At 34.7% G+C, this 24,716-nt stretch carries 27 protein-coding genes and 1 pseudogene; 24 read left to right on the top strand and 4 right to left on the bottom strand.

Annotated features, from left to right (window positions below):
- Positions 1 to 51 precede the first annotated feature (51 nt).
- The 16 genes from AMET_RS19475 to AMET_RS19400 all read left to right on the top strand — a co-directional run bounded on the left by AMET_RS19475 (position 52) and on the right by AMET_RS19400 (position 14,580).
- A complete protein-coding gene (locus tag AMET_RS19475) occupies positions 52 to 573 on the top strand; it encodes a hypothetical protein (RefSeq protein WP_012065008.1) in 522 nt (173 codons plus the stop codon).
- Between the two features lie 2 nt (positions 574 to 575).
- Entirely contained in the window at positions 576 to 2,267 is a 1,692-nt protein-coding gene (locus tag AMET_RS19470; RefSeq protein ID WP_012065007.1) for a DUF262 domain-containing protein, read from the top strand.
- Positions 2,268 to 2,278: 11 nt separating this feature from the next.
- Entirely contained in the window at positions 2,279 to 2,887 is a 609-nt protein-coding gene (locus AMET_RS26730) for a hypothetical protein (RefSeq protein ID WP_012065006.1), read from the top strand.
- Between the two features lie 36 nt (positions 2,888 to 2,923).
- Positions 2,924 to 3,421, top strand: coding sequence for a hypothetical protein (locus tag AMET_RS26725; protein ID WP_012065005.1), 498 nt, complete (start codon positions 2,924 to 2,926; stop codon positions 3,419 to 3,421).
- Positions 3,405 to 3,614, top strand: coding sequence for a hypothetical protein (locus tag AMET_RS19460; RefSeq protein WP_012065004.1), 210 nt, complete (start codon positions 3,405 to 3,407; stop codon positions 3,612 to 3,614). Before AMET_RS26725 ends, AMET_RS19460 begins: the two co-directional genes overlap by 17 nt.
- A gap of 412 nt (positions 3,615 to 4,026) precedes the next feature.
- On the top strand, positions 4,027 to 6,336 hold the full coding sequence (locus AMET_RS19455; protein WP_012065003.1) for a protein kinase domain-containing protein: 2,310 nt from the start codon (positions 4,027 to 4,029) through the stop codon (positions 6,334 to 6,336).
- Positions 6,337 to 6,756: 420 nt separating this feature from the next.
- A complete protein-coding gene (locus tag AMET_RS19450) occupies positions 6,757 to 7,206 on the top strand; it encodes a DUF5946 family protein (protein WP_012065002.1) in 450 nt (149 codons plus the stop codon).
- 190 nt (positions 7,207 to 7,396) lie between these two features.
- Entirely contained in the window at positions 7,397 to 7,801 is a 405-nt protein-coding gene (locus AMET_RS27105; RefSeq protein ID WP_012065001.1) for a hypothetical protein, read from the top strand.
- A gap of 18 nt (positions 7,802 to 7,819) precedes the next feature.
- Positions 7,820 to 8,386, top strand: coding sequence for a YdeI/OmpD-associated family protein (locus tag AMET_RS19435; protein WP_012065000.1), 567 nt, complete (start codon positions 7,820 to 7,822; stop codon positions 8,384 to 8,386).
- A gap of 481 nt (positions 8,387 to 8,867) precedes the next feature.
- A complete protein-coding gene (locus AMET_RS19430; protein WP_083761059.1) occupies positions 8,868 to 9,074 on the top strand; it encodes a YkvA family protein in 207 nt (68 codons plus the stop codon).
- Positions 9,075 to 9,255: 181 nt separating this feature from the next.
- Entirely contained in the window at positions 9,256 to 9,939 is a 684-nt protein-coding gene (locus tag AMET_RS19425) for a response regulator transcription factor (protein WP_012064998.1), read from the top strand.
- 11 nt (positions 9,940 to 9,950) lie between these two features.
- Positions 9,951 to 10,988, top strand: a complete 1,038-nt coding sequence (locus AMET_RS19420; protein WP_012064997.1) for a sensor histidine kinase — start codon at positions 9,951 to 9,953, stop codon at positions 10,986 to 10,988.
- A gap of 163 nt (positions 10,989 to 11,151) precedes the next feature.
- Positions 11,152 to 11,931, top strand: coding sequence for an ABC transporter ATP-binding protein (locus AMET_RS19415; RefSeq protein ID WP_012064996.1), 780 nt, complete (start codon positions 11,152 to 11,154; stop codon positions 11,929 to 11,931).
- On the top strand, positions 11,928 to 13,850 hold the full coding sequence (locus tag AMET_RS19410; RefSeq protein WP_012064995.1) for an ABC transporter permease: 1,923 nt from the start codon (positions 11,928 to 11,930) through the stop codon (positions 13,848 to 13,850). The genes AMET_RS19415 and AMET_RS19410 overlap by 4 nt, the downstream gene beginning before the upstream one ends.
- Positions 13,851 to 13,865: 15 nt before the next feature.
- Complete coding sequence (locus AMET_RS19405; protein WP_012064994.1) at positions 13,866 to 14,180, top strand: YxeA family protein; 315 nt, start codon at positions 13,866 to 13,868, stop codon at positions 14,178 to 14,180.
- A gap of 112 nt (positions 14,181 to 14,292) precedes the next feature.
- Entirely contained in the window at positions 14,293 to 14,580 is a 288-nt protein-coding gene (locus tag AMET_RS19400; protein ID WP_157047312.1) for a hypothetical protein, read from the top strand.
- An 8-nt stretch (positions 14,581 to 14,588) separates the two neighbouring features.
- Here AMET_RS19400 and AMET_RS19395 read toward each other — a convergent pair.
- A pseudogene (locus tag AMET_RS19395) lies at positions 14,589 to 15,928 on the bottom strand (IS4 family transposase).
- Between the two features lie 107 nt (positions 15,929 to 16,035).
- Here AMET_RS19395 and AMET_RS19385 point away from each other — a divergent pair.
- From AMET_RS19385 to AMET_RS19365, 5 genes are all read left to right on the top strand, one after another.
- The gene (locus tag AMET_RS19385) at positions 16,036 to 17,496 is read left to right on the top strand and encodes a S8 family peptidase (RefSeq protein ID WP_242661333.1); all 1,461 of its coding nucleotides are present in this window, start codon (positions 16,036 to 16,038) and stop codon (positions 17,494 to 17,496) included.
- Between the two features lie 327 nt (positions 17,497 to 17,823).
- Positions 17,824 to 18,231, top strand: a complete 408-nt coding sequence (locus tag AMET_RS19380; protein ID WP_012064992.1) for a DUF2089 domain-containing protein — start codon at positions 17,824 to 17,826, stop codon at positions 18,229 to 18,231.
- A gap of 26 nt (positions 18,232 to 18,257) precedes the next feature.
- Positions 18,258 to 18,698: an SHOCT-like domain-containing protein gene (locus AMET_RS19375; protein ID WP_012064991.1), complete on the top strand. Its 441-nt coding sequence runs from the start codon at positions 18,258 to 18,260 to the stop codon at positions 18,696 to 18,698.
- Complete coding sequence (locus AMET_RS19370) at positions 18,688 to 19,029, top strand: hypothetical protein (RefSeq protein ID WP_012064990.1); 342 nt, start codon at positions 18,688 to 18,690, stop codon at positions 19,027 to 19,029. Before AMET_RS19375 ends, AMET_RS19370 begins: the two co-directional genes overlap by 11 nt.
- Before the next feature lie 14 nt (positions 19,030 to 19,043).
- Complete coding sequence (locus tag AMET_RS19365; protein WP_012064989.1) at positions 19,044 to 19,388, top strand: phage holin family protein; 345 nt, start codon at positions 19,044 to 19,046, stop codon at positions 19,386 to 19,388.
- A 389-nt stretch (positions 19,389 to 19,777) separates the two neighbouring features.
- On the opposite strand, the gene AMET_RS19360 is transcribed toward AMET_RS19365, so the two are convergent.
- The 3 genes from AMET_RS19360 to AMET_RS19350 are packed head-to-tail and all read right to left on the bottom strand — an operon-like array spanning position 19,778 to position 21,763.
- Positions 19,778 to 20,515: a hypothetical protein gene (locus AMET_RS19360; protein ID WP_012064988.1), complete on the bottom strand. Its 738-nt coding sequence runs from the start codon at positions 20,513 to 20,515 to the stop codon at positions 19,778 to 19,780.
- Position 20,516: 1 nt separating this feature from the next.
- Positions 20,517 to 21,395, bottom strand: a complete 879-nt coding sequence (locus AMET_RS19355; protein WP_012064987.1) for an ABC transporter ATP-binding protein — start codon at positions 21,393 to 21,395, stop codon at positions 20,517 to 20,519.
- 2 nt (positions 21,396 to 21,397) lie between these two features.
- A complete protein-coding gene (locus AMET_RS19350; protein ID WP_012064986.1) occupies positions 21,398 to 21,763 on the bottom strand; it encodes a GntR family transcriptional regulator in 366 nt (121 codons plus the stop codon).
- A gap of 371 nt (positions 21,764 to 22,134) precedes the next feature.
- Here AMET_RS19350 and AMET_RS19345 point away from each other — a divergent pair, with 371 nt between their 5' ends.
- The 3 genes from AMET_RS19345 (at position 22,135) to AMET_RS19335 (ending at position 24,647) form a co-directional block, all read left to right on the top strand.
- A complete protein-coding gene (locus AMET_RS19345; protein ID WP_012064985.1) occupies positions 22,135 to 22,992 on the top strand; it encodes a hypothetical protein in 858 nt (285 codons plus the stop codon).
- Positions 22,993 to 23,229: 237 nt separating this feature from the next.
- Positions 23,230 to 23,970 carry a DUF2087 domain-containing protein gene (locus AMET_RS19340; protein ID WP_012064984.1) on the top strand — a complete coding sequence of 247 codons (741 nt, stop codon included), beginning with the start codon at positions 23,230 to 23,232 and terminating at the stop codon, positions 23,968 to 23,970.
- 131 nt (positions 23,971 to 24,101) lie between these two features.
- Positions 24,102 to 24,647 (top strand): DinB family protein, encoded by a 546-nt coding sequence (locus AMET_RS19335; protein WP_012064983.1) that lies wholly within the window; start codon positions 24,102 to 24,104, stop codon positions 24,645 to 24,647.
- Positions 24,648 to 24,716: the final 69 nt, after the last annotated feature.

Below are 24,716 nucleotides of genomic sequence, written 5' to 3'. Positions count from 1 at the left end.
AATTGAAAATATTATACTGAAGATAATGAGTAAGTGTAGGGAGGTATCGCTATGGTTCGAAATATTACTGTTTCAATCGATGAAGATATATATGAAAAGTTTTCTCTTGCAATGAATCTTACAAAGGATTCAGAAAATGATGCAATAGAAACGTGCATGAAATGGTACATTGCTAAGGCGTTTGAAAAGGTATCCCAGGAATATAATCCGAAGGGTACTGCAAAAAAAGTAGTGGATGCTAGTAACAATTATTATGGAAAGGCTACCCAGCGTATACCTGTATGGGCTTTAAAACCCAACCAGTATAATCATAAGATTATCAGAGCATATTTTATGGCCGTTGAAATTGCTGGGGAAGCTACAATAAGGATGATGGAACGATTGTGTAGTGATAAGGAGCACCCAGAGTTGTATGTTCCTACATTTAAAAACAATTATTCTCAGATGAAGTTAGATGGGTCAAAAAGCCATGGAAAAGTATTTGAAGATGATGGCGAGAATGTGTGGATTTGGAGTGAAGTTGAATCAGTACTCATGAAATATAAATCCAGCTTTTATAAGGGGGAGGAATAACAATGAGTGTATTAGTTGACGATAGTATAACTATATATGAAGCATTGCAGAACATAAAAGATGGCAAATATGTTATGCCTGCATTTCAGAGACAATATGTATGGAGCATGGAACAGGTTGAGAAGCTGTGGGACTCTATTTTACTTGATTATCCAATTGCTACATTTCTGTTCTGGCATGTGGATGATGACAATGTGACATGGGATACATATTTTTGTAATTTCTTATATGAGGTCACTTTTGATAGCCGAAAGCAGGCAGATAGTGTGAATTATGAATTAAGTAATATTAATGTTGACTTAACCGATACGGCTATACTGGATGGACAGCAGAGACTGACTTCCCTATTCCTTTCTTTGTTTGGCAATGCTTTTATACGTCAGAAACACGCAAGAAAAAAGAATGGTGGCGGTATTGTAACAAAGCTATTGATAGAACTTAATAAGAACAAATTAACTGTTGATGAAGAAGAGTACAATAGTAAAAAATATGATATTAAGTTCAGCGAAAAGGTCGGTAAGCTAAGTCCGACACAATTTGAAATTAGAAATATCTTAGAACCTAAATTTCAGGACAAAACAACGAGAAATAAAGCAATTAATGAGGCTATTATAAATGTTCCAGCAGACAGTAAAGATTATGCAAGAGATATTCTGAATAAGCTGTATGTAAAAATATTTGAAGAAAAGCTGATTCGATTTACAAAGATTCATGATATGAAACAGGATGATGCTCTTGAAATGTTCGTTAGATTTAATAGTGGAGGCAAAGCTCTCCGCAAATCAGAAATTACCATGTCCATTCTTGAAGCGTATTGGCCGAGTGCAAAAACTGAGTTTGGAAAGCTGCTTGTAGATTCTTATAATGGATTTGCTTCAGACTTTATCATTCGTTGTGCCCTTATGATATATGGTGACGTTGTGAAATCCAACATCAGCAAGCAAATAGCAAATGAGTTGAAGAACAACTGGAGTGAATTCAAGAAAGCCTTAAAGAATCTAGAAATTGTATTGAAGGATATGAATATTGGGGTTAGCCGATTTGCAAGTAGTTGGAACGTGTTATTGCCGATCATCTACTTTATTTACTATAATCCAGAATATAAAAAGAACCTTGATGGAATACGTGCATACTTAATTAGAGCTATATTATTTACGTATTTCCAATCTGGAACAACCGGAAAGCTACAACAAATGAAGAGTAGAATCAATGAAAACGACTATGAAATAACAGTTGATATGCTCAACCAAATGAACGACCTGAGAGTAACAGACGGTAAGATTGAAGACATTTTAAACTCAGAAAAAGGTGGTAGGGTTGCTGGAGAAGCCTTATTCTATCTTAGCCTTGATTGGAGAAAGAAACATTTTAAATATGAACAAGACCACCTTCATCCATACGAACGATTTGATGGGAACAAGCCAATATCTGTTTCTATGGAAGAGTGGAAAAGATGGAGAGGTAATAGGAATAGACTGGCAAACTTACACCTATTGGAAGGAAGAAGTAATGCCAGTAAGAGTGATATGAGACTTGCTGATTATTATAATGATATGAACGATGAGCAGAAAGCTGAGTTTTGTAAACAAGCAATCATTTCAGATGGGTTATCGTTGGAATTGGAATACTTTGATGATTTCTATGAAAAGAGAAAAGCAATATTGACGGCAAGAATACGTCAGTTGCTTGAATGAGGAGGCTTTCAATGACAACAGAATTAGATAAAACTTCTGAAAAACAGGATGTGGAAATAGTTGATAAAGTAGAAAGTAAGCCTCTTATGTTATTTAAGACTGATATTGATAGATACAGCAGAGATATTACGGCCATGAGTGACTTCTTTGACGAGTATGTTCAGCAGATGTCTTTGGCTTTAAGAGAGCAATCGACTTTAGAAATTGTTTCTGAACTGCCTGTTGCCAATTTGGGAATTATAAATGATGTTATACATCAAGCAGATGTAATTATGCGAGGGAATATTACTTTGCTCCCCGATTTTGATAATTTGCCTCCTGATATTAAATCCAAGTTGAAAAAAGGAATATATAAGGTAGGAGATTCAAAGCAGGTGGACGGAAATCTAAGAGCAGTAACTTTAGATGAAAATGATGTAAGAGTTAAAGACATCACACTGAAAAAGGTTATTAATGATCCCGGAAACATTGAAACTGCAAGAAGTATTGGAAACCAACTTCAAATGCGTCAAATATATGCAAAATTAGCTGATATTCAAGAATTTCAAACATATCAGCTTGAAAAGGACAGAGATAGGGATATTATTGTTCCGTTTTTTGATGCGAGGTCATTGATATGAGAATAAGAAAATAAGGAGTCGGAACAAGAACGTGTTTTGTTATTAAAAGAGGCTGATGGAAAAATTAGAACTGCTCTTAACGCGATTTATGCGGATATTGAAACAACATCAAAAAGGTTTGCAAGACTCACAAATATTCCTTTTTTGCAATTTGGAAATCAATTGAATAGATACATGGGGTATTTGACGAGCGACTTTCAAATTGCAACAAAATATGTCGGTGTGCGGATGCAACTTCTAGAGCATATGGGAGATACCAAAACTACAAAGCTGGTATTGCAGCAGTATCAGCATGTTATGTATGATTTCTTGACAAAGTCAGTAACAAGAAAAGGGTTATCAACTGCAGCACTGATGCATGATTACTTTCCATATAATAAAACGAATATGAATTGTTGGCATACTTTTTCAAAGGAAATGCGACCAGCGCTAGAGTCAGGTATTAGAACATTAGAATTAAGTATGAATGGTGAATATAAAAATGATGTTTATATCGTTTCTGTGGAGGATGTTAACGATGGAGAAAAAGAATAAAACCGAAAAAGTTTGTCCGTGCGGGAGAATTATAGCTGATCCAAATAATAAAACTGGACTTTGTCCAAAGTGCCAAAAAACAGGGATTAATATAGGGGGCGCATTAGGCGTAGCGGGTATTGTAATTTTAGTCAAAAAACACGGTAAAAAAATTATAAAAGGTGCTATTAATGTGATCAAAAACATAAAGTAGTGATTTACATGATACAGGTATTGATTGTGCCTGATGGCAATGAAATAAAGACAGGTAATGAGGATGTGTAATCAGTATTGAAAATAATAACAATAAATGGTGTTTGATTACACTGTTTTCGTTGCGTTAGTCGAAAATATAGTGAGATATCGTGTTATGTTGAAAATATAGATGATATAGGTCGATAAATAAAAAATTGTATATTTGCCTCAACGATAATAGAGCAGTTCAAGTCAAAGAAGAACAGATTTCATGAAGAACTATACATGGTTTTAGTCGTAAGTATAGGACAGGACTCAATGAAGAACCTTGGCATATCAGTATTTAAGAAAAGTCTGTTTGTGAAAGTAAGCGAAATATTAAGATTCTTTATGGAAATAAAATCAAAGTTGAAAAAGAAAGGACTATATATATGGCAATAATCAATAGTTGGCATAACAGTTTTGAAATAGAAGGAAAAGCAACTGGTGGCAATGCAAATGTATACTTTGTGAAAGATAAATTAATTGATGAAAAATATGCCCTAAAAGAATTGCGTTTCAGTGTAAATAATAAAAGAAAAAAATGGTACAAAAATAGAGAAACTATGATTCGCTTTAAAAATGAAATATCTATAGCAAAAGAAAATGCAACTACTATATCAGGTATTATTCCTATCATTTACTCTTGTGAGCAAGAGTATTGGTATACCATGCCTATTGCAGAACCAATAATGCAGCATATTGAAAACAAAGAAATTGAAGAAATTGTATTAGGTGTTGTTCAATTGGCAGAAACATTAGAGTTACTGCACAATAAAGGAATATCGCATAGAGATATAAAGCCTGCAAATATCTACTATTATAATAATAGATTTTCTCTCGGAGATTTTGGCTTAGTGGATTTTCCAGATAATTTTGAAAATCTTACCAGAACAGATAGAGGATTGGGTGCAATATTTACTATTGCACCTGAAATGAAAAGAAATCCTCAAAAAGCAGATGGAAAGAAAGCGGATGTTTTTTCTTTGGCAAAATCAATGTGGATGTTTTTATCTAAAGATGAAAAAGGATTTGATGGTGTATATGACTATTTAGATTCAAGCCACAGTTTGCGTTATCTTGATAGATATAGAGATACTCATCTGGCAGAAATAGATGAGCTTCTTAGGGATGCTACTGATAACAATCCTGATATTCGTCCAACTATTAAGGAGTTTAAAGAAAGACTAAAAAACTGGATTGATATCTATTTAGATATAGACAAATCCCAAGCTAGTGATTGGAATTTTCTTAACAAACAATTATTCGGGTTGAACCCACCAGAATCGTCATCATGGAGGAAAGTGGATAAAATTATTGAGGTATTAAATATTATTGGCAGGACTCCTGCATATAATCATATGCTTTTTCATGATAAAGGAGGTTTGGATTTTTCGCATGCTGAAACCGCAGCTGAAGATGGATGTATTAAGTTATATGATACAATAGGATTTTGTTATGTTGTTAAACCTAAAATATTGTATTTCGAAGGATTTGATGAAAAATATAAGTGGAATTATTTTTTACTTGAGCTTGATGAATTGAATCCTATTTTTGAAAATAATAATTATTTTGATTCTGAATATTTGGTTGAGGATAGTCCTGCTCATTACGTTTCTGCTCAATACGCTCAATATGGTGTTTATGATTATGATGCGGGTACTCCTTTACCTGAAGGATTTCGAACAGTCTATCGGTATACCAAAGGAAAATTTTTAATTTTACTTAAGCGCGGTCCTTACAATGGAATCAGCGGAACATATGATGGCAGACATGGTGATTGCAGTGCTGATGAATTCAGAGATTATATAAACAATTTAATAAAGTTCAGCTCAGAACTGTATGCTTATGCCAAATGTGATGATGCATTAAAACATTTAACAGATGAAGAAATAGAGGATAGAATCCTTAGTTTAAAAAAAATTAATAATAATCCATTTAAAACGCATTTTCCAGAACGGAATAATAAAAATGAAGTGAAAGAAAAATTTGCTGAACAAGAAAAGAGTAAAGTGTATATCAAAGAAAATTACAACCAATGGGATTTCAAAACAATATTACAACCATGTGAAATACCTTCATCACAAAAAATAAAATTTGCTTTTATATTTAATTCTCCAGATGATCATTGGTCATTTGAATTACTTAGTGGAGAAAATAACTATATTTGTACTGACGGTTATATAAAAAAGTTGAATTCGACATTAGAAAAAGAATGCTATTTTGTCTATAATAGAGAATTGGCAATAAGTTTAAGAGATAAACTTCAACAAAAAGTATCCGAATTTTTAAAAGAAAACAACTTGCAAGACTTAGAGGAATATGAATCTTGTTTTTCAATTAAACTTATTAAGTCTGGTAAACCTACTCATTTATTCACAAAACAAGAAATTAAGGAAGAAATGAGAAAGGCTGATGATAGATTTAGTAATCAACTTATTATTGATGAAGATGGCTATGCTAAAGTAATTAAAGGTGATGGATATGGATATTTATTTCCGGTAAGACATGAGTCGTGGAACGCAGGCAATGTATACGTCGGTAAATATTCAAAATTATCGACATTGGATGACGATTACAGAGCCTCACTGCAAGGATGGTTACTATATTTAAAAAGTGGACGAAAACAAAATATGGACTACGTTCATGAAAATGCAAACGAAGAAGAACTCTTAGAGGAAATTAATAAATATTATCAGTAAGTAAAATAATAAGAGGACAATGATAATATCCAATAGTAGATATGTTACCCAGTACGACCCTCGAAAAAAGCTGGGCTTAAAAGAATGAATTTGACAGCTATAAACTCATCTCAAAACATGTTGAGACGGTAGTATTGATAACAAGACACTGTAGTAAAGAATGTTGAACCATATACAATATATGGTGGGAATCCAGCTAAATTCATCAAGAAACGATTCAGTGATGAAAAAGTTGAATTCTTACTAAAGCTTCAATGGTGGAACTGGGACGAGGAGAAGATATTTAATAATCTTGAAATGTTAGCATCGGAATTAGGGCTGGATCGATTAAAGTAACATCTTTAGATAAGTTGACATTTACGCTACGTCATAGATTAAACTTATCAGTATAGTATTCGAACTAAAGGAGTTTGATGATAAATGGTTGATAATAACACAGTAATGAAAGCTGGTAGGTGTATAGAATGTGGAACCAGAGAGATAGACGGATATTCATGCTATGAGCTATTCGGATTTCCCCTTGTTTGGGAACATAATGATCCCAAACTATATGAACTACATTTTTGGCTTGTTTCATGTTATATGATACAACATCCTTCAAATTACACAGAAGAAGGATATAAGCATTTAGTGAATCTATTTATTGATGCTTATGATAATAATTGGGATACACCATATATTCTCAAGAAGAATTCCGAAATAGTAAAATCAGTAGGTAAAATAACAAACTCCATTCCAAACGAGGAAAGAAAGCGAGAACTAAGACTGTGGTCTATGACAATTGAAGATATTTATTTAGGCGGAGAGCAAAATGCAATTATGAATATTAATAAATGGAAGGAGAGAATAAGAAATGAACTGAAGGTCTAACCGGTGAGTTAACTTTGAGAGGTGAAATAAAATCAACACATATACAAAGAATGAATTAGAAGAAGCTCTACTAATTGTTTCTTCAACTATTAGTAGATGTGAAAACACACAGTCAAAATTTGTTGAGGGTACCTCTCAGCATACACTCCTTAAGAACAGGATAAAAGCTTTATGTATTTCAAAACTTATAATGACACATGAAAATATTGAGGACAAATATACAAAAGAGGAATTGGCAGAAGCACTACGACCAGTATCTTCAATTATCAGCAAATGTGAAAAAGCACAACTGAAATTTAGTTTCCCTTTGGAATTCAACCGTATGGTTTTATATGAGATGCAAAATAGTCCCAAGCGTATAAAGGAAATGCTAGCAGAAGCAAGAAAGAGCCAGCTCCAAATAATAGACCATATTCTACTAATAGCAATAGAAAAAAAAGAAATAACTAAAATGCCTATTGTAGAAACTAAATTAGCATTGTTTCAACTGCTTCGTCATGCAATTGTTTTAGAAAATGAGCCTGTTTCAGCTAAAAAACTTGAAACTATAGTGGATTTCATTGTATTACCCGCTATTTTAGAGGGAACAGAATGACTGGAAAGGGTGAATTGAATGACTGATATGGAAAATATACTTAGTGTAACAACAAGAGAAGAGCTTAGGATCTGGCTTCAGGCTAATTGTAATATTGAAAAATGTTGCTGGGTGGCCGTAAGTATTTCCCCACAACCAGACACTTTACTTTATTTGGATGCAGTAGAAGAGGCTCTTTGTTTTGGATGGATTGATAGCGTTAAAAAGAAAAATGCACAAAATCAACTCCTTCAAAGATTATCCCCTAGAGCTAAGAAAAGTTCATGGACGGAATTGAACAAAGAGCGAGTACGACGTCTTGAAAGGCTTGGACTTATGACTGATAACGGGAGAAAAGTGCTACCTGATATGAGCAGTAATACATTTATAATCGATGAGGTTATAGAGAAAAGATTGAAGGAAGATGAGCAAACACATTCAAACTTCATGAAATTCCCAGAACTTTATAGGAAAATAAGAATTGACACAATCCAACAGGTGAAACATCAACCTGAATTATATATAAAAAGGTTAGATAAATTTATAGAAAATACAAAGCTGAACAAGATATATGGCGCATGGAATGATCATGGTCGCCTGTTATGAAGGCAGTACCTTTTTATTGCTATGCCTTCAGGTATTAAAACCATGTAAGCAGAGGCTCCATGTCAATGGCATTCGGAGGCCAAGGAAAAATTTAAATACGACACCCTATAATAGTGCCATTTGTTAAATTGTATAAAACTAATGTGATACCGCATTTTGAGTGTGTTGTCTTGATAACGAGGGTAAAAGATTGAGTCTGTGGAAAGTCCAGTAATACTGGGATTTTCAGGTTTTAAGAGCAAAAATCTGATGAAAAAATCGTGAAAATATCGGTTCAAGTAAATAGGTCCAGGGGCTGGATATTTTAGATGACAGAGCGATTTAGATGTTGGTGCTTGCTGACAGAGCAGGTTAGATGTTAGGGGTTAGCGACAGAACAGATTGGATGTTTTTTGTAAAAGCCGAGGTTGTGAGAGCAGATTGGATGTTTACATGAAAATAAGCTGTTTTTGTATCGAAAGACGGAAAAGAGATGGATTATATGAATTTAAAGGAAAGAGCAAAACAACTGAAAACGGATATTCTGGCAGTGTTTTTAAGTTTGAAAAGCAAAGACACTCCGTTGGCAGCTAAGATATTAGCGGGGATCACAGTTGGTTATGCCCTTTCGCCCATTTATTTGATTCTGGACTTTATACCAGTACCTGGTTACCTCGACGACATTATACGCTTATTTGGCTGTTATTGATGTGGCTGATAGTTGGTATCTCTTGCAGAAAAACTATCATTAGGGGGTAAAGATAATCGCTAAATATAAAATGTGTGGGGGCTTAGCGATAACACCAGAGAAAGATATGAAGCTACTAAAGAAAATGAGTAAAAAAGGATGGCATTTAGTTGGTTTTTTGTGATAGGAAGGAGGGTTCCAAATGAATATGAACATTTTTATTATTGAAGACGACTCCCTGCTATTAGAAGCATTAAAAGAAGGGTTAAGCCAGTGGTCATATGAGGTAAGTAATCCAAGTGATTTTTCTCATATAATGGAAGCATTTGTAGAACATCACCCACACCTAGTGATTATTGATATACAGCTTCCAAAATTTGACGGTTTTCATTGGTGTAGAGCAATACGTGCAGTGTCCAAAGTTCCTATTATTTTTCTTTCATCAAGAGATCATCCGATGGATATGGTCATGGCCATGAACTTAGGGGCGGACGATTACGTTCAGAAGCCTTTTAATATGGATGTACTTCTCGCCAAGGTCCAGGCTATTCTTCGTCGAACGTATACGTATGAAGAAGTATCCTCTGATGTAATTGAGTGGAATCAAGCGCTTATTGATTTAAAAAGTGGCAGAATATATAAGGATGGGAAAACCATTGACCTGACAAAAAATGAATTTTTTATTCTTTCGGTTTTAGTTAAATCAAATAATAAGATCATCTCACGTCATGAACTGATGAAAATGCTCTGGGATGATGATCAATATATTAATGACAATACTCTCACTGCCAATATCACAAGATTACGGCAACAGCTTTCTTCTCTCAATTTAGCAGAAGGAATTGTGACTAAAAAAGGTCTTGGCTATATGGCCGTTACGCTTTAGGAGGTTTTACATTGTTTATAGCTTATGTCGTTTGTAAAAAAAGTTGGATTGGTTTAATTGGGTTACTGCTTCTACTTACCAATGCTTTGATACAATTTGACGCTGGTATTGGTGTGGAGCCTCATTCTCTTATCTATTTAAATTTTTTATTTATAATCATCTGTGTTAGTTTTTTTATTTGGAGGTATAAAAAGGAAACAGCCTATTATAAGTCTTTGCTTACCCTTTCTAACGGTGTAGGAGATGACTGGTTTGAAAGCATTCCTTCTCCTCATAGCCGTTTTCCGGACAGCATTGTGTATAAACATTTAGAAACAATTCACGAGTATGAGCAAAATAAACGTCGTGAGGATTACTCCTCTCAACAAATGGACCATAATGATCTTGCATCATGGGTTCATGAAATAAAAACACCCCTTACAGCGATGAAGATAACCATTGATGCTCATCGTTCTAATGAGCTAGCTCAAAGGCTAAATGCGCCCTGGTTGAGGATGCACTTATTAATTGACCGACAGCTTTATATTTCGCGATTAGGTAACTTAGAATCAGACTTACTCCCAGAAAAGCTGGAAGTACATGATATGATAAGAGAAGAGGTTCGTGAGCTATCAACATGGTGTATGGAAAAAAATATATCCATTGATTTGACGGGGAACACCTCGTCTAGCGTGTACACCGATAAAAAGTGGTGCGGGTTTGTAATGAGACAGCTTTTAACCAATGCCATTAAATACAGTCCAACAGATGGAAATATATTCATTCACATTGGTCTCCATGAAAATGAGTTTGTCATCGTAACGATTAAAGATGAAGGGCCTGGCATTGAAGCGCATGACCTGCCACGAATGTTTGATAAAGGCTTTACTGGAGAAAATGGGAGGGTTCAGCACTCAGCCACTGGAATGGGACTTTATCTTGCAAAAGAAATAAGCAAGAAGTTACATATTCGACTTGAGGTTGATTCAGCCGTTGGGGAAGGTACATCTATTTCGATGATATTCTCTAGTGATAATCCATTTGAACACATTAGACGATCAATACTATAAAATAGGCATCAATGAAGTAGTTAGGACATATGCCTGACTGCTTTTTATTTTGGCAAGGTGACAAAAATATCACATTTGGTCCCATTATATCACCTAAAGTCTGCGACCTAGAGCCACAAAAGAATTATACTGGTTATAGAACAACTTGATTGGAGTGAATGGTATGAAATATCAAAAGACACCAAAGACAGTTTTAATTGCAGAGGGAGTACGTAAATCTTATGGTTTAAAGGGAAATGCTCAACAGGTGTTACAAGGAATCGACCTTCGAGTGATTGAGGGTGAATTTGTTGGAATTATGGGACCTTCAGGATCAGGGAAGACAACTCTTCTCAATGCATTAGCTACTATTGACCGTCCCACAGATGGACAAATCTTTATAAAAGAGCACGAGATTTCCAAAATGAATGATAGTCAGCTTTCAAACATTCGTCGTGAACATTTAGGCTTTATCTTTCAGGATTACAATTTGCTTGATACATTAACGGTAAAAGAAAATATATTGCTACCTGTTTCTTTAACAAAAATAAGCAAAAATCAAGCTGAAACTGAGTTTAATGCCATAGCAGAGATTTTAGATATTAAGGAATTAGCTAATAAGTACCCTTCTGAAATTTCAGGTGGAGAAAAGCAACGCACCTCTGCAGCACGAGCGCTAATTCATTCGCCCTCGATTGTTTTTGCTGATGAGCCTACAGGCGCCCTTGATTCAAGAGCAGCCTCAAATTTATTAGAAAATTTACATGAGATTAACCAAGCACGACAAGTCACCATTGTTATGGTTACTCATGACCCGTTGGCATCTAGCTATTGTAAGCGTGTGATCTTTCTTAAGGATGGAAGAACTTTTTCTGAATTGTACCGGGGAGAGAAAACGAGAGAATCCTTCTTTAAGGACATTCTTGATATGCAAGCCCTTCTTGGAGGAGGTAACCAGAAATGACTACACAGAAATTAGTGATCCGCAGCATGCGAAAAAACATCAAAATGTATTATCTCTATTTTTTCGCAATGATTTTCAGCATAAGTTTGTATTTTATTTTCTCTACCCTACAAAATGACCAAACCATTGTTAATATGGTTAAATCTAGCATGCACTTTTCAACGGCCTTTCAAGTCGCTGGAATATTACTCATTCTCATTACCATTGTGTTTACGATGTACGCTACCAGCATCTTTATTAGAAGACGTAGTCAAGAAATCGGAATGTATCAGTTAATTGGCTTGTCTAAGGCTTGGGTCGCTCGGTTACTAATCTTGGAACACACTATTCTTGGTCTAGGAGCTTTATTTATTGGAATGCTAGTTGGAGCTTTGCTCTCGCGACTCTTTCTTTTACTGTTTATGAACCTGATAGGACTTGAAGCTATGGTTGGATTAACCTTCTCCAGCCAAGCAGTTATCCAAACAATTGCTGTTTTTACTTGCTTAATTGCTGTCACATCTTTACAAATTATATGGACGGTTTATCGAAGTACACTACTACAATTGTTTCAAGCAAATAAGCAAAATGATTACTTTGTTAAACGTCCAAGCATCGTTTCAAGTATTTTAGGGTTAGTAGGGTTAAGTCTAATAGGGTTTGGCTATTATGTGTCTACCTTAATTGTAGACCATGCTGACTTGCTGTTGTTTCTTATGATATTAGTTCTCGCCAGCACCATACTGGGAACCTATTTAGTTTTCCATACGACGATAAGCTGGATATTATATGTTTTTCGAAAAAAGAAAAATGGAAATCTGGGCTTGTATAATAGCCTGTCGATAGCACCACTGATGCACAGAATGAAAGGTCACGCCAATTCATTAACATTGATCACTGTATTGTCTGCCATGACGATTACGATGGTTTCACTTTCATATTCCTTATACTATTCAACGGAAAACGATGTGAGGTTGGCGATGCCTTTTGATTTTGCAGTGGAAAATATGCAGGAGGAAGCCGCTATTATATCAAGTAGGTTAGAAGAAGAACAGATTGGATTTAATCATTATCAACTAGATGCCATAAGATTTGTTGGCACATGGGTGGAACAGGATACAAATGTAGACAATCGTCACAGAGCCTTCATGGTTTTCTCAGCAGAGCAGATGGTGCAGGCTGGATTAGATGTTGAGAGTCCCCGAGATGGTGAAGCAATCTATCATAATACGCGAGCCATTATAGAAGGAGTAGAAACTTCATTTCCAAAATACGTGCAATACCCATCAGACGATGAGGCAAATCGGTTAACAGTGTCCAAGTTTAGGCTTGAAAACGTGATGAATTACAGATTCTATGGAGAACAATTACTTGTTTCTGAAGAAACCTTCCAGAGAGTGAGAGATAGCATTCAGGAGGATGAGTACAAGGAATTTTTAACCTTTGAAGTGTTTCACTTATTAGACACTGAAAAATCAGATATCGCCTCTGACATCTTTCTAACGAATGTGGATAGTGACCAGTATATCACTGACTTTTATTCCGCATACGAGGGATCGCGTCAAACCTACGGGCTTCTTATTTTCATCGCAGGCATTTTAGGCTTTGTGTTTCTTCTTTCAACGGGAAGTATTTTATACTTTAAACAAATGACAGAGGCTGAACAAGAAAAAAACCATTATCGGACACTGCGACAACTGGGGTTCCAAGTAAACGATATTATGAAAGGCATCATCCGTAAACAGCTCTTTGTTTTTTTTATTCCTCTGGGAATTGGTTTAATCCACGCTGCCTTTGCTCTTAACGTAGGTTCTGTTCTCATCGCCGCCAGCATGCTCACCCCAATCATCATTAGTATGGCAGCGTATATTATCATCTACTTGATGTTTACCGTGATTACCATTCAGTATTATAAGAGCATCGTAACAAATTCTCTATAGAAAGGAAGAAAAATTATGAAAAAGATCTTAATATCCTGTATTGTTGTAGTCGTTGTTTTTGCTAGCTTATACCTCTTACTTCGCGAGCCATTCGATCGTTTTAATCCATTGATTGAACAAGAATATGTCTATGTTGAAATTCAAAATGAACCTGCAGATGATAACGGAAGATATAAATATAGGGAGCAGGGTGTCACCGAAAGCGGAGAGACTAAACGAGTGATATTCACAACCAGTACTAGGCTCGATCAAGGCACACTCTTAAAAGTACTCGCCAAAGGTACCTACACACAAGGATATAAATTGATAAATGAAGATGAAATGCCATAAAATCATATAAATCAGGATGTAGTAGGCTTGCATAACAGAGGACGATAATTTAAAAAAGGTTGATGGATAATAATGGAAAATACAGATAAGTTCGAAATGATAGCAAATGTGTATGACACGCCTGAAAGAGTTCAAATTTCAAAGATATCATCAGATGCTATTAGAGAATATTTGGATAATACTGAAAACAAGAATTAACATATTGAATACAAGATTTGATGGGATAATCACCCATGACATAATCAAGGAAATCAATTCAAAACGAATTGCCTTTGTTCCATTAAAAATTGCTAAAACCAATTTCCTCAGAGTAGTAGTAGATGCTTTTTATGTTGAAAAATTTGATATATTAGTTGATGATATAGATTTAAAGGATGAATCTATTATTACTATATCATAGGCGTTAACCTAAGCAATATTTTGGAAATTAATTTCGAGAAAAAAGTATTCCTGTAGTATTTCAAACGTTGTTTTTCTCTGACGCTTATCATGCAAACTTTTTTTACTCATTTTCTTGAAAAATCTTTCAAGAAAATGAATATTTGGTATTGTTAATTGAAGCTTTAGGGCTATCTCATTAGCATGAATTGCAAAAATACTTACAAATCGCAACATACTTAAACTTCTTGTGAAATGTTGATTTGCTGGTATATATAGAACATTGTATAAAGAAAACATGGCAACTACTGCTATTAAGCGCCCATATATCAAACACTCTAGCTGGTATTTACCACAAGAGCCTATTTTATCAATATTTAAATAGCTTTTTAATGATTTAAATACGAGTTCAATTTGCCATCTTGCTCTATATAAATCACAAGCAGCTTCAGGAGATAACTTATCTTTTGTAACATTTGTAACAATAATATTCCATGCCAGCAATTCAGTTTCTTTCGCACTAAGTTGTTTGCCTTGGGCTTTAGCCTGTTGGTTAGCCTTGCGTCTACGTTGATTCACCACTTTTTCTGGCAGGCGAATGGCTACAAAACGACATTTAAGTTGTTTTTTATGGGCTATTCCCAGAAAAACTTCTGTATCAACCACAGTACCCTTTAGTAAATCAGTCAAATCCACCTTAGTTAGTTGTCCTGACTTTTCTACGTAAACAATAGAGTTTTTCTTGATTCTAGTGAGATAGTAACTACCTTTTGTTGATAGTTTTTCAAAAAATGCTTTGCTAAAATATCCTAGGTCTGTTATTAGCAATTCACCTGGATTAACCATGGCAAGTAACTTATCGTTATAGGTAGTATCAGCGCCAGGAGCCTTTGTTATTTCAAGGCTTGAAAATCTAGCAGGAATCAAACTATAAATGCCTTGGACTTTTAAAGAAGATTTAGCATTGCGTCCACCTAATCCGGCAAAGTAATTTTGGTACTATCACATATCTTTACATCCTTAAACTGCTCAAGAATAGCGGCAGTTTTTACAGGGATTACACTATTCATAGATTTTTGCATCATATGTTTAAATGTTTCCTGTAAAAATAAAGAAGATTTTTTCAGTCTTTTATACACTGCTTCTTTGGAGATTGTTAAGCCTGGTTGAAATGCTTGGCATTTAGATGCAATTTGGTTTAATGAGGGGTTTGCTATATTTAGCAACCCGAATGTGAAAACCTTAAGAATTGTATCGGGCAACATGCCCTTTTGACGCTTCAATAAACCTGTGCCTATGGCAATTTCCATAATTTTATTGTTATCAAACAACCGAATAAATTGTATAATAAGTGATGAAGATATCTTCATGGGAATCTCTCCTTTGTGATGTGGTGGTCACTTTGAGATTCCCATTTTTCATGCTTTTTTTCAAATGTAATTTTTACCTTGGAATAACATGGGTTAAGTTAACGCCTATGATTACTATATATAAAACAGATGTTAAAGCGACAAAACTCATGGAAAAATTAGGTATTAATTTGCAGTTTACTAGAGTTATGGATGATACGACCATTTTACTGAGACCTGATGAATTAACCCTTTTAAAGCAAAAGGCTCCATATTTAATATCGATGGCGGTTAGCGACATAACAAAGCTAACAAAAGTTGATTTTAATTTTTGTGATAATGCTGTAATTACTATTCCTTCGCCTAAGAACGAACCTATAATCGGTGTAATTGATACGTTGTTTGATGAAAATGTTTACTTTTCTGATTGGGTTGAATTTAAAAATATGTTATCCGAAGATATTCCATTATCACCAAGTGACTATAAACATGGAACAGCGGTATCATCTATTATAGTTGACGGTCCGGCATCTAATCCTCTTATGGATGATGAGTGTGGTAGATTTCGCGTAAGGCATTTTGGAGTCGCTTCCGGAAATCAGTTTAGTTCATTTACAATTCTAAGAAATATAAATGAAATAATATCATTAAACAAAGATATAAAAGTTTGGAATTTATCTCTTGGATCAAAACTTGAAATAAATCCAAACTTTATTTCACCGGAAGCAGCAATATTAGATAAAATTCAATATGAAAATGATGTAACATTTGTTATTGCAGGAACTAATAAAACTTGGACACAAAAGCAATCTATGGCTATAGGCACTCCAGCTGACTCTATAAATTCATTAGTTGTTAACTCTGTTGATTTTGATAATCGACCAGCTTCTTATACTCGGAGAGGGCCTGTGCTATCATTTTTTACAAAACCTGACATCAGTTATTACGGTGGTGATGAGACAAAACCTATGAGAGTTTGTACTCCAACAGGTGAAGCATTTGTAATAGGAACTTCTTTTGCAGCACCGTGGATAGCAAGGAAAATGTCATATTTAATTGATATTTTAGGTTTAAGTAGAGAAGTGGCAAAAGCTCTAATAATAAATTCAGCAACTGGTTGGAGTAAACAAGAATTCGACTCTTCTCTTATTGGGCACGGTATTGTGCCAAGGAAAATAGATGACATTGTTCGTTGTCCAGAGGATGAGATACAATTTGTTTTATCAGGTATTTCAGAAAAGTACGATACTTACAATTATAATATTCCCGTACCAATAAGTAAGGATAAACACCCTTTTATTGCAAAAGCTACTTTATGTTATTTTCCATGTTGCTCTCGAAATCAAGGCGTTGATTATACCAATACGGAACTTGAAATACAATTCGGTAGATTAAATGAGAAGGGAATAAAATCCATAGATAATAATTATCAAAGTTCGGAAGTTGAATATTTTACATGGGAGGAAGATGCGAGAAAACTTTTTAGAAAATGGGATAATGTTAAACACATTCGAGAAATATCAAAAAAAAGTAATCGTGCGAAAAAAATCCATATGGGCGTGCTTACTTGTGGAACGGTAAAGACATAGGTTTGAGAGCAAGTTTTTTGCTTACTAGTAATAAAATGAAGGGTATTTTTCTTATTGAAAGAATATGCTCCAAATGTGGATGTCAGTTATTTGCTATTAAATCATAAAAATCTATTGGTTACTTAAGAAGGAGCAGGGAGAGACCCCTGCTCTTAAATTTATTTTGAGAAAGTGTTAAAAGGTTATTATATTGATAATATTAATATATACATTAATATTATCAATATAATAATTAATAAAGTTAATTTATATATTGACAAAGTTAATTTATAGAAGTATATTAAAACTAAAGAAAGAATAATCCAAAACAAAAGAGAGGTGATAGTGGTGAAATACAAGGCACTAAGCCAATGTCCGATTTGTCATGATGAATTGAATATAACCAAAATGACCTGCTCTAGGTGTAAGACAAACATTGAAGGAGAATTTACCGGATGCAAGTTTTGTAAGATTCCTCAGGAGCAGCTTGAATTTATCGAAATTTTTATTAAATGCAGAGGTAGTATTAAAGATGTAGAAAAGGAGTTGGGAATCTCTTATCCGACAGTTAGAAATAGACTTGAAGGCGTCATACAAGCATTAGGATACAGTACAGATAAAATACAAAGTCAGGTTGATGAAGGAACAAGTGCAGCGGAGATGGCTCACAAAAAACAGTCGATATTAAATGCATTGGAAAAGGGAGAAATAACTTCACAAGAAGCGACACAGCAGCTGAGAAATCTAAGTAAATAGTTGAAAAATGAAAGGATGGGATTGGAATGCAAAATGAAAAGTTAAAAATTCTTGAAATGATTCAAGAAGGGAAGGTATCTTCAGCAGAAGGGTTAGAACTACTTAATGCGCTACAAGAAGTAGACAAAAAAGAAAAGAACTGGACATTGGATCGGCTACCTAATGCCAATAAACAACGATTTTTAAGAGTAAGGGTATCCGGTGAAGAATCAGGGGTTCCAAAGGTAGAAGCAAATATTCCATTAAGCCTTCTTAAGGTAGTATCTAAATTTGTTAACATGGGTATGGGTATGATTCCCAAGGAAGCAAGAATTGAAATGGAAAAAGAAGGAATTGATATTTCTAAAATTGACTTTGATGAATTGGTTGAATTAATTGATCAAGGGCTTTCCGATGGAAAGTTGCTAGATGTGGATGTCAATGATAATGAACAAGGGAGAATTTTGGTGTCAGTTTATGTTGACTAGTAAGAAAACCAGCAAGATCATGCTAATCAAGGTTAAACATGGCAAGTATATTCGACTGACGATACCAATTGTACTATCTGTGATTGACGAATTAATTGAAGCATTTGAAGAGGTGACATGGGTTTTAAAACCATTGATTTTCCCATTGAAAAATAAAGTGATAAAGTGGAAGTTAGATGATATAGTCAGCAATATATCGATAGAAGACTTTTCTGTGGATGAGATTTTTAAATTGATCCATGAATTGTTTAATGAAGTACGAAAACATGGAAGATATAAAATGATAGATGTTGATGTAGGTGACATCAAGGTATTGGTAGAATTTTATTAAAGAGGTGACAAGCCGTGAAAAAGCAGCAATTAAAACTATTGGCAAATATGGTAAGTGTTTATATCATGACTGATGTATTGTCATTAATTGAGTCAAGTGGAGTTGTACAAATTATCATATTTAGCCTTCTATTATGGTTAGTCAGCCTTCTATTACGTCCATTACTACTTTTAATCACACTGCCAATTAATTTACTAACTTTAGGAATTTTTAGTTTAGTGATTAATACATGGATGATTATGTTAACAGATAGATTCATTAAAGGCATTCATGTTCCAGGGTTTTGGATTGCATTCATCTTGGCTGTGATGATCATGATATCTAATTATGCTTTAAAGAAATTATTAGACGAAAAATAATAATTGACAATCAGCACCCTGTCCGTTCATAATCTGGCGAGTGCGAGTTTCTATCAATCAATCCTTGTGCATACCAATTTAAGCAAGTCGTGGCTGGCGGGACCTAATTCATCGGTGTAAAACGGACCTCTGTGGCGCTCAAAGGTATGGAAGTCGATTCATCAAAGGGTTTAATAAGTCAGATGGTGGAATAATTGCTATACAGATGTGATGATACAGGAGACTGAGTTTATACTGAATTATTTCTGATATGGACGATAAACCAATACATATTAAACCAGAAGATGATATATTCGATTATGACTCATAGTATAATTGTAAACCTCCCCATTGTAATGATGCTTTTATTACCAAAGGGAGGTTTTAATATATTGAAAGCTCAAGCTAAACTAAAGCTTGATAGGAATTCTTTTAGTTAAACTTCGAATAAACCATAATCCTAAACCAATCAGAAGAGAAGTCACTCCTACAGATAGACCAATCGATAGATCAGGAAAAGGAATATTTAATTTAGCTATTAATGGGTGGGATAGACCACCTTCCCATATTAAATCTGTAACAGAAACATAAAACAACCCGATGGCAATGAAGCCTATTCTTCTTAAATTGTTGTAACGATAGAAACCCACAGCAATAACCCAGCCTGCAATATAGTAGCATAGAATAATTAAAGAAAGAGAGATTATAGGAACAATCCAAAGAGATGTCGTATCTAAAAATGCTACTGGGACTATATTGGGTGAATAACCTAAAATAGGTGCCAAAAATTGTAGTACAACTGTAATGACGGCTGAGACTAGGAGGATGCTAAATGAAACTCCGACAGCTGCAACCGAAGATCCTATAAAGTAATCCCTTCGGGTAATCCCATTCTTTACGAAGAAGGGAAGAAATGAGTAGCAAGCTATAATCCCAATAATAGCCATATAAATCTTAGATGATTGAAAAAACATGATCATAAAGCTTAAGTTGATCTCCTCTACATCTGGCACAAATCGAGGGAGAACTAGTTGTAGAATTAAATGGATAATTAAAATAATAGAAATATACCAGAAAGACCATTGCATTTGCATATAAAATAAATCTAGAGATAGTTTTGATTTAATAGACTTAGTTGGTGTAGTCATGTTATTCCTCCTCCTTTTCAGTTAAATAAATAAATAGTTGTTGTAGGGAAACAGATCCTATCTCCAGTTGATTTCTGTTGGCCTTAGCTTCATCGGTTTCGCTTATTTCTCCATAAACCATTATCGATTTTGTATTCCCAAGTTCTTGTGTGTGTAACTGTTTCATGTTATTGACAAATTTATCAACAACATCAGCTGGGCCTGTAATAGATGCACCTCGACCAATCACTTCATCAATTGCCTCATCGACTAATACGCTCCCCTGATCCAAAATTAATACGTGATCAAATAGATACTCCATTTCAGAGACTAGATGAGTAGATAAAATGATGATTCTTGGATGGCGAGATTGCTCCTCCAATACTTCTCTATAAAATAACTCTCTTGTAGGTGCATCCATACCTAAATAAACCTCGTCGAATATGGTAATTGGACTACGACTTGCAAGGCCTAGTATTACATTTAATGCAGACTGCATTCCACTGGAGAACTCATTAATAGGTTTGTTTAGGGGCAATTTAAATCGGGCAGCTAGCTCCTTAGCGTATTGAGTGTCAAAGTTAGGCCTATAACGCTCAGATGCTTCAAAATAGTCGAGAACAGATTCGTCCTCTTCACTGTAATCACTTTCATAGAGGAAGGCAACATTGGGCATGATTTTACTGTTTTCAAAGGGATCTTCGCAACCTATTCTAATGGTACCGGATGTAGGTGTATTGAAGGAGGCTAACAGTGAAAGTAGGGTCGTTTTTCCAGCCCCGTTTCTTCCTAGTAATCCATAGATTTTCCCCTGGGAAAGAGTAAAGGAAATATCCTTTAATGCTTGAAAATCATTATATTTAAACGATACATTGGTTAACTTTACATCAAAATTCATCATTATCAAACTCCTTCAATTTTTTTCATAATATCGGCAATGTCCTTGTGGGTTAGACCTAATTTTTTTGCTTCTTCAATCATCGGTGATACATAGGTGTCTACAAATTGATTTCTTCTGTTTTGCAATAACTTATCCCTAGCATTTTCAGCAACGAACATACCCACACCTCTTTTCTTGTAAATAATATCCTCATCCACCAACAAATTAATCCCTTTAGAAATAGTAATGTGATTTACCTTATAGAAATGAACCATTTGAGTTGTTGACGGTATTTGATCATGCTCCTTTAGTTGTTTATTAACAATTTGATCTTCGATCTTCTCCTTAATCTGTATAAATATAGGTTTATTATCATGAAATAGACTCAATAACGTTCACCACCTTTAAATTCACAACCACTATGGTTGTATAGTTATATATATAAGTATAATAGTTATGTTGTATTTGTCAAGGTGTTTTTTCTTTTTTAGGCGAAACTATGATCTTGAACAAAATAGGTATACTGATAAATACAAGAAAGATTATTCTAAGAAGGAGACTGACTCTGTATCATGAACCTACCTTTATTATTGTCTCTAATTTACATCATGGAACAAATAAATAATTCTGCCGTCTAATAAGTAAAAGCAATTATTAATTAGATAACTTAATTACTTTTGGTACCAAAGTAGAATATTTAAATGAAGCTGTAGATGGTAAATAAAAAAAGTTTGTAGAGAGATAGAAGGAGGAGAGGAATATGACTAAGAAAAAACTTACTAAAATCCTTTTCATAGGTTTATGTTTATCAATGTTAGCAACAAGTGTATCCTTTGCCACTGGTGGTGGAAGTGAGCCAACGAGGATGCCAGGCGAGATGCCAGGGAGTGTAGGCTCTAGCGATGGACCATCTCGAACGATTGTAGATCCTGTTGCCCCCGATTGGGATTATGGGGATGATTCGGTTTCTTCGGATCAATTACCAAGGGAATTTGTTGATGGTAGATCCCAAGAGCAGATAGATGTTGATAGAATTTTATTTAAAGAGTATGCTGAAGAGATTAGTCAAAAGAGATTTATGGTAACCCACACAGGGAAAGTTGATGATTATGTGGAAGTTGGTATTACACCTTTTAATGAAGAAAATGCAAATTATATTTATGATTTGTTAAAGGAATACGAAGCAAAAGTTATAGAAGGTCACCAAGCTACAATAATGCCAATAGACTACGAGGATAATGTTGTTTCCGGACTATCCCCAGAGCATATGGAAATTGATAATTACTTGTTTGTAGAAAATGTTGAAGAAATCGAAAATAAAGGCATTACAGTAACCCATACAGTACCCTATGATACTTATGTTGAAATTGGTATTAAGCCCTTTAATGAAGAAAATGCTGAGTATTTCTATAGTGTGTTTGGAGTAGATAAAATTAAAGTTGTTGAAGGTCAACAGGCTGAGTTATTTCGGACATCTACCGCAACTGAAGAAGGAGTAGAAATAGACTTAGCAGCGGATAGTGCCGAAACACCTGAATCTAATAGAGATACACGAGTATATGCCTTAGGAGCAATAGTACTACTAGGTGGAGGATTTGTCGTAACCCGTAAGCTATAAAAGTGAAAATAATAGATAAAAAATAACATCAAATTTGATAAAGCGGCAGACGTAATAACAATATATGATAAGAGTGTAAAAGCATTCAGTAATGACCTGGATGCTTTTCTATTGGAAAAAATTATATGCGTACAAGGTCAGTTTTATTTATATGAAATGAAAAATGTTGACTATAAAAGCAAACTAATATAAAATGTGTTCATAAAATGAATAAACAAGAGGGTGAATTGTGTGGAGATGGAAAAGCTAACAGTGGAAGAATTGAAAAATGGATATAGATATGACGATGATACTGATGCCTACATTTGCAATATTTGTAGAAAGGCATTTGAAGTAGGGGAGATCTATTCTTTAGGTGATAGATTATTTGAGGCATTTCGCGCAGTCAAGATACATGTTGAAAATGACCATGGAGATAATCTGAAGCAGCTTCTTTATGGAGAGTCCAAATACAATACACTTACTGACAATCACAAGGAGTTAATGTCTCTGATGTACTCCAATGTATCTGATAAGGATATAGCAAAAACACTGGGGATTTCTCCTTCCACAGTGAGACATCAAAGGTTTATGTTCCGAGAAAAAGCAAAACAGGCAAAGATGTATCTTGCAATATATGAACAAGTTATGGAAAAGAAACCCACTATTGATGAGATGATTGTACCTGTTCATAGTACCGCGACAATGGTTGATGATCGGTATATCATAACCGAAAAGGAAAAGGAAAAAATACTGAATGCTGAATTTGAAAGCCTATCCCCTTTGAAGCTAAAAAGGTTTCCGGGAAAGGAAAAGAGAAAAGTCGTAATCCTTACAAAAATTGCTGAACAACTAGAACAAGAAAAAAGATATACAGAGAAGGAATTGAATCAAGTCATAACAGAAATCTATGAGGATTACGCAGTGATCAGACGCTACCTGATTGAATATGGATTTATGGACAGGACTATTGACGGCAAGGCATACTGGCTGAAGTAGGAATATCAATCTTTAAATTAGACTTCGGAAATCATCTCAACAGAGAGCTCTAGGAAGACTGGAATAAGGCTGGGAGGAAAACATTGTGAATACTGTATTGCAAAGTATGATTACAAGTGAGGGGAGTTACGATGAGTGACAATAATGATCAAAATTCAATAGATAGTCTTCGTAATGCATTAAATTTTCAATTTGATATTTCATGGCAAATGTTAGAAATTCATCTTAAGGGACTGGAAAACCAAGAGTGTCTCTGGAGACCTGGTTCAAGAGGACTTCACGTTGTAAATCAATTAGGAATTTGGAAGGCAGATTGGCTAGATTCTGAGGATTACGATATTGGGCCTCCCAGCATAGCATGGCTGACTTGGCATATCATATTTTGGTGGTCAATGGTCTTTGATTACTCTTTTGGAAATGGAATGCTAACTCGTGAAGATATCCAGTGGCCTGGTGACATGACAGTTGTTAGAGAAAAAATAGAACAATTGCATGATGATTGGAAAAATAGAATAACCACTTTGTCAGACAAGGAACTCCTATCCTGTGAAAAAACAAAGTGGCCCTTTGAAGAAAAACCTTTGTATGAGCTTGCTGCGTGGCTAAATCTCGAACTTATGAAAAACGCTTCTGAGATTGGTTACTGTCGATTTCTTTATACCTCAAGGAAAAAGTAGGTTGAAAGGACTTTAAGTGAATATTTAGGTGTGTTTTATGTTCCCCTCAGACTACGGTTTAGGGGGAAT

The sequence above is a fragment of the Alkaliphilus metalliredigens QYMF genome, assembly GCF_000016985.1.
In the GTDB taxonomy this organism is placed as follows: Bacteria; Bacillota; Clostridia; order Peptostreptococcales; family Natronincolaceae; genus Alkaliphilus_A; species Alkaliphilus_A metalliredigens.
Note: the sequence above shows the minus strand (reverse complement) of the source record. Positions and strands in the feature narration are given on the sequence as shown.